Here is a 6,043-nt window from a genome sequence, read left to right as displayed (position 1 = left end):
ATGCCTGCCTGATGGCATCGCGGTTGGCTTCGGGAAGGCCGTACACGAACGTGCGGTCTTTCACCGTTTCGCCCAGCCTGAAATCCTGGCTGAGGTCCACCACTTTCACGGAGGCGGCGATATCGTTCTGTTCCAGGAACTTTTTGGATTCGCCGTGGCCGAGGCAAAGGAAAATCACGTCTACGGTGTTATCGATCTCGCCGGAAAACAGGAGGTCCGTTTCGCCGAGGAGGTCACCGTGGACGGCATGGAGCGGATTGCCCGCATTGCTGCGGGAATGAACAAACGCCAGTTCCACATCGGGGTGGTTCAGCAGCAGCCTGATGGCCTCGCCGCCTGTATATCCCGCCCCGCCGATAATGCCTGCCTTTCTCGTTTTCATGCCTTTATTTTTTGTTGGATTCGTTAACCTGGTTCCAGATCATGGTCTGGTTTCCGAAAATCTTACTGAAGCCTCTCACATCGTCTCCGCTCCAGCCGCTGTTCATTTCACCGTACTTGCCGAATTTGCTGCTCATCAGGTCGTAGGCCGACTCGATGCCGGTTACCTGGAAACGGTACGGCATCAGGTTCACAAACACCTTGCCGGTTACGTTTTCCTGGCTGTGCTGCAGGTACGCTTCGATGTCGCGCATCACGGGGTCGAGGATCTGGCCTTCGTGCATCCAGTTGCCGTAGAAGGTAGCCAGCTGGTCTTTCCAGGTGAGCTGCCATTTGGAAAGCACATGCTTTTCCAGGGCGTGGTGTGCTTTGAGGATCACCATGGGCGCGGCGGCTTCGAAGCCTACGCGGCCTTTGATGCCGATGATGGTGTCGCCCACGTGGATGTCGCGGCCGATGGCGAAACCGCCGGCCAGCGTTTGCAGGTACACGATCGCGTCGGTCGGGTGATCGAATTTTTTATCGTTGACGCCGGTCAGCTCGCCCTTCTCGAAAGAAAGCACGACCTGCTCGGGATCGTTTTTGGTGAGTTGGGTGGGCCAGGCTTCTTCGGGCAGCATGCCGTTGGAAGTCAGCGTTTCCTTACCGCCTACGGAAGTACCCCAGATGCCCTTGTTGATGGAGTACATCGCTTTGGCGAAGTTCATTTCCACGCCTTTGGCCTGCAGGTAAGCGATCTCCTCTTCGCGGCTCAGTTTGAGGTCGCGGATGGGAGTGATGATTTCCACGCCGGGGATCATGATGTGGAAGATCATGTCGAAGCGGACCTGGTCGTTGCCCGCGCCGGTGGAACCATGCGCCACGGCGTCGGCCCCTACTTCCTTCACGTATTCGGCGATGGCGAGGGCCTGGCTCATGCGCTCGGCGCTTACGCTGAGGGGGTAGGTGTTGTTTTTCAGTACGTTACCAAATACCAGGTAGCGGATCACTTTATCGTAATAAGAGCGAACCGCATCTACGGTCTTGTGACTTTTCACACCCAGACTGTAGGCGCGTTTCTCGATCTCCTGCAATTCTTCCGCAGTAAAACCGCCCGTATTCACGATCACGGAATGCACTTCATAACCTTTTTCTTCGGACAGGTATTTAACGCAGTACGATGTATCAAGTCCTCCGCTGAAACCCAGTACAACTTTTCTCATGGTAATTTTTTGCTTGTATTTGGTAATTCGTAAATAGTTTCTGAATGATTACAGCCAGCTGAAAAGAAAGAACCTTTTCCGGGAGGCGCCTGCTCCGCCGCTGCCGGATTTGCGGGCGGCTTTCAGCAATATGTATTTTTTATACCGCATCCACCGCTCGAAGAGGGAAAAGTTTCCTTTAAATTTCCGTTTCCGGGTAGCGGGCACCACGGCTACTGCAGCAGCAGCGGCAGCAGCGGGCTGCGGTTGTTTGGCGGCCAGCAGCTTGGCGGCTCTTTCCTCGATCTCCTTCGCTTTTTCCACCGGATCGTACAGCATGGCGGTGCAGAGGCAGTTTTTCCGGTTTTTGGACATGAGCACATCGTAATTCACGCAGCTGCGGCAGCCTTTCCAGAACTCCTCGTCGTCGGTGAGCTCGGAATAAGTTACCGGTTCATAGCCCAGGTCGGAGTTGATCTTCATCACGGCCAGGCCGGTGGTGAGGCCGAAGATCTTTGCGTCGGGGTATTTGGTGCGCGACAGCTCGAAAATCTTCTCCTTAATAGCTTTCGCCACGCCATGGCCCCGGAAGGCGGGGTTGACGATCAGGCCGGAGTTGGCCACGAACTTATCGTGCCCCCAGGCTTCGATATAACAAAAACCAACCCATTCTCCCGATGTGGTAAGCGCGATCACGGCCTTTCCTTCGTCCATTTTCAGCTGCACGTACTCGGGGGAACGTTTGGCAATGCCGGTTCCACGTGCTTTAGCAGAAGCTTCCATCTCGTCGGTGATGGTGGTAGCATAATGCTTATCGTCGGCAGTAGCTGCCCGAACGATGATATCTTTATTTTCCAACTTTTTACAATTGAAAATTGTGATGCAATAAATTGAATTGGTAATCCCATTGCCGGGACAGGCCCACGACGGAAGTCATGGATGGGTTATATGACCAGGGTGGCCGCTATCAAATGCGTGGTCGTCGGGAGAGATATCTAAAGACAGGAAACCCAATAGCATGAACACCCTCTTCAAGAGAAGGGTGAAAAGCAAAAACGTTGGTATGGGTTGCGATATATTCCAACTTCAGTTCGACGTTAAATTGTGATAAAAAAGTGTCTTTAGTTTTAAAGTAAATGCAAAGTTATAACATATTTAATTATGCAACCGATTTTTTTTTGACCTGAAAACAAGAAGGGAAACGCAGGCCAGGCCTGCGTTTCCCTTCCAATTTCCGCGCCGTCCGGCAGTGCTGTTAGTACACCACCAGCTCCGCCACCGATACCCGGGTGTCCTGCGCGCTCGCAGGCGCCAGGGCCACAAACTTGATGAATCTGCAAGTTGTTGTTGATGAGATACTTATGTATTGTTCAATCGGATTATTCTGCACGTTGTCGAACGTCCCTTCCGCTACGGCCTTGCCCCAATCCTTCCCGTCGGCGCTCAGGTACACGGCGTATTGGTACACGATGCCGCCACGGGGGTTCGGCACATAGCCCAGCGCGTTCACCTTCTGCTCCTTGCCCAGGTCCACCACCAGCTCGGCCGGATAGGCGTTCTCCTTAGTGGTCCAGGCGCGGGGCGAAGCGTCGATCGCCGCTTCGGCGCCCGGCGTCAGCACCTTCCAGCCGGCGGGCGCAATACCCAGCCGCTGAATAACGGAAGCGCTGGCCTTCTTGCCTTTGTCCACGAAAGCGCGGGCCGAAACGGAACCGGCGTTCGGGAAAGCGAAAGGCTTGTCGTATTTCGGCGACGCCGTGGTAGGCGCCGAACCGTCGGTCGTGTAGTGGATCACCGGGTCGGGCGACTCCGTTTTGATGCTCACCATGCCCGCCTTATCCCGCGTAATGATCGGGTCGGCGATGAGCTCCGGCGCCCTGTACAGGGCCACCTCGCTGATCACGGGGCTCGCCTTGGCGTCGAGGATGCTCACGCGGATGCTTTTGGCCGTGGTCATCGGCAGGCGCAAAATGCGCTTGTAGCCGACGGTCGTTTCCCGCGCGATCTCTTTCCACTCCTTCCCTTCCAGCACGCTCACCGTAAACGACCGTACCCGCTGGCCCAGGGGAATGAACTCCTGCACCGAGATTCGGTTGAAAGTCACCGGGCTGGCGTAGCTCAGGGTGATGTCGCCCGTGGTTTTGCCTTCTTCCGTAGCCCAATATGTATTATAGTTGCCGTCGGTCAGGTATACCGCGCTGGTCATGCTGTTGTCCTTGCGGGTATTCGTAGCCGCGATCCGCGCCTTGCGGGCCAGGTTCAGCTTGAAATCCTCATCCAGCGCGCGGCGCAGCTCCATCAGGCGCGTGGAGTCGGTGGCATGGATGCGGCCGCGGCGGTCTACCGGAATATTCAGCAGCAGGTTGGCATTGCGGCCAACGGATCCGTAGTAGATATCCAGCAGGTGGGGCAGCGTTTTCACCTTGTTGTCGGTGGACGCGCTGTAGAACCATCCCGGCCGGATAGACACGTCGGCTTCGCCGGGCACCCAATGCGTGCCGTCTTCCTGCCCTTTATTCAGTATCTGCGTGATGCCGCCCATGCCCGGCTTGAAGTCCGCACGGTTGAGGGTGCTCCAGTTGGTGGTGCCCGCATATCCTTCCTCGTTACCGATCCAGCGGCAGCCGGGGCCTCGAAGAGGTCCCAGTCGTACACCTGTTTTTTGCCATTGGGGCCTTCGCCGTTGGCACCGTCGAACCACTGTTCGAACACCTCACCGTATTTGGTATGCACTTCCCGCAACTGGTTGGCGAACACCTGGTTGTATTCCGGTGTACCGTAAGCGGGGTGGTTACGGTCCCACGGCGAAAGGTACACGCCGAACAGCAGGCCGTATTCGCGGCAGGCGGCCGACAGTTCCGCCAGCACATCGCCTTTCCCGTTTTTCCAGGCGCTCTCGCGCACGGTGTGCTTGCTGTATTCACTCGGCCAGAGGCAGAACCCGTCGTGGTGCTTCGCCGTAATAATAATCCCTTTCATTCCCGCCAGCTTCGCCGTGCGGGCCCACTGGCGCGCGTCCAGTTCGGAGGGGTTGAAGACTTTGGGATCCTCATCCCCATGCCCCCACTCCTTATCCGTAAAGGTATTCGGGCCGAAGTGGATGAACATGTAATATTCCAGCTGCTGCCATTTCACCTGCGCGGCCGACGGCAGCGCTCCTACCGGTTTGATCTCCGGCTGTGCCCATGCTTTGCTCCCGGTCAGCAGGAGTGCAAGAAGAATTATTTTTTTCATAGATCAGTTTGTAGACGTGATGATCGTAAAATACTAACCTGCCGCCCATTTATCGAACATTGTCAATATCCTGTGAATCAAAGTTAAAATACTATGAAAATCAGACTTCTGATCTACCGTTCATCCCACAAAACGATGTTTTATTAACGCAAACCCGTCGTTTTCACCGCTGAAGCGATGGCGGTTCTGTCCTCGTCCTTCCTTCCGTTCCCTTCAGCCATGAAATCCGCCGCTTCAGTCAGCACATCGCGCAACTCGAATACCGTTCAAATTCCTGTAGGCGGGGCAGAGATTACATTTACATCTAATCTGACCCTGAAGGATAAAATATCAGCCAATTCGAAAGGACCATGCTTCCTGATAAATAATGCAATCACACATACCATACGCTGGTACACGATTCATCGCTTCAATCAAAAAAAACGCAAATGAGAAAAAAGCTCAAAGGCATCCTATCACTCTTATGCCTGTTACTTCCGCTTGTTATGCAAGCACAAAATCAAACCGTTAAGGGAAGGGTCACGGATGTGGCCGGAAATCCGCTCCCGGGAGCCAGCATTGCCGTGCAGAAAGGGCGTACCGGCGCCGTTACCAACACCGAAGGCCGGTTCGAAATCGATGTGGCGCCCGGCACCAAACTCACCATCAATTTTACGGGTTACAAATCCGCCACCGTTATCGCGGACCCTTCCGCTCCGCTGCAGGTGGTGCTGGAAGATGACATCGCCAAACTGGATGAAGTGATCGTGACGGGCCTGGCCACTACGGTAAAAAGAAGGAACGCCGCCAACTCGGTGGCCACCATTTCCGCCAAGGAACTGGCCGGCGCCGCGCCCGCGCAAACCTTTGACGCGGCGCTGAGCGGCAAGATCACCGGCGCCAATATCGTAGCCAATTCCGGCGCGCCCGGCGGCGGCCTATCCATTAAACTGCGCGGCGTATCGTCTATTTATGGTACGATCCAGCCGCTGTTCGTGATCGATGGCATTATCGTTTCCAACCGCGCGACTTCCACGGGCGTAAACGTCGTTTCGGCAGCCAGCGGCGGCACCAGCGCCACTTCCGGCCAGGATAACGCCGCCTCCCGTATCGCCGACCTCAACCCCAACGATATCGAGAACGTGGAGATCCTCAAAGGTGCTTCTGCTTCAGCGATCTACGGTTCCCAGGCGTCTGCCGGCGTGGTGATTATCACCACCAAAAAAGGCCGCGCGGGCAAAACTACCTTCCAGATAGGCCAGGACGTG

5 protein-coding genes and 1 pseudogene are annotated in these 6,043 nt (G+C 55.6%); 1 reads left to right on the top strand and 5 read right to left on the bottom strand.

What is annotated here, in order from left to right; genetic code table 11:
• The 5 genes and pseudogenes from Q0510_RS02160 to Q0510_RS02140 form a co-directional block, all read right to left on the bottom strand.
• A pseudogene (locus tag Q0510_RS02160) lies at positions 1 to 382 on the bottom strand (N-acetyl-gamma-glutamyl-phosphate reductase); the annotation flags it as partial.
• 4 nt (positions 383 to 386) lie between these two features.
• Positions 387 to 1,583 carry an argininosuccinate synthase domain-containing protein gene (locus Q0510_RS02155; RefSeq protein WP_298707803.1) on the bottom strand — a complete coding sequence of 399 codons (1,197 nt, stop codon included), beginning with the start codon at positions 1,581 to 1,583 and terminating at the stop codon, positions 387 to 389.
• Positions 1,584 to 1,631: 48 nt separating this feature from the next.
• Positions 1,632 to 2,420 (bottom strand): GNAT family N-acetyltransferase, encoded by a 789-nt coding sequence (locus tag Q0510_RS02150; protein ID WP_298707801.1) that lies wholly within the window; start codon positions 2,418 to 2,420, stop codon positions 1,632 to 1,634.
• Positions 2,421 to 2,817: 397 nt separating this feature from the next.
• The gene (locus Q0510_RS02145) at positions 2,818 to 4,104 is read right to left on the bottom strand and encodes a discoidin domain-containing protein (RefSeq protein ID WP_298707799.1); all 1,287 of its coding nucleotides are present in this window, start codon (positions 4,102 to 4,104) and stop codon (positions 2,818 to 2,820) included.
• A complete protein-coding gene (locus Q0510_RS02140) occupies positions 4,080 to 4,796 on the bottom strand; it encodes an alpha-L-fucosidase (RefSeq protein WP_298707797.1) in 717 nt (238 codons plus the stop codon). The genes Q0510_RS02145 and Q0510_RS02140 overlap by 25 nt, the downstream gene beginning before the upstream one ends.
• 485 nt (positions 4,797 to 5,281) lie before the next feature.
• On the opposite strand from Q0510_RS02140, the gene Q0510_RS02135 reads away from it, so the two are divergent.
• Positions 5,282 to 6,043: TonB-dependent receptor plug domain-containing protein (locus Q0510_RS02135; RefSeq protein WP_298707795.1), on the top strand; the 762-nt coding region annotated here is incomplete at its 3' end.

The organism is uncultured Chitinophaga sp. (assembly GCF_937874145.1).
Taxonomy (GTDB): domain Bacteria; phylum Bacteroidota; class Bacteroidia; order Chitinophagales; family Chitinophagaceae; genus Chitinophaga.
This window is presented reverse-complemented; position numbering and strand designations above follow the sequence as displayed.

Bases quoted from the DNA above. Each gene is read 5' to 3' on its own strand.
- Q0510_RS02155 (WP_298707803.1), bottom strand. From the start codon at position 1,583: ATGAGAAAAGTTGTACTGGGTTTCAGCGGAGGACTTGATACATCGTAC.
- Q0510_RS02145 (WP_298707799.1), bottom strand. From the start codon at position 4,104: ATGGGCGGCATCACGCAGATACTGAATAAAGGGCAGGAAGACGGCACG.
- Q0510_RS02140 (WP_298707797.1), bottom strand. From the start codon at position 4,796: ATGAAAAAAATAATTCTTCTTGCACTCCTGCTGACCGGGAGCAAAGCA.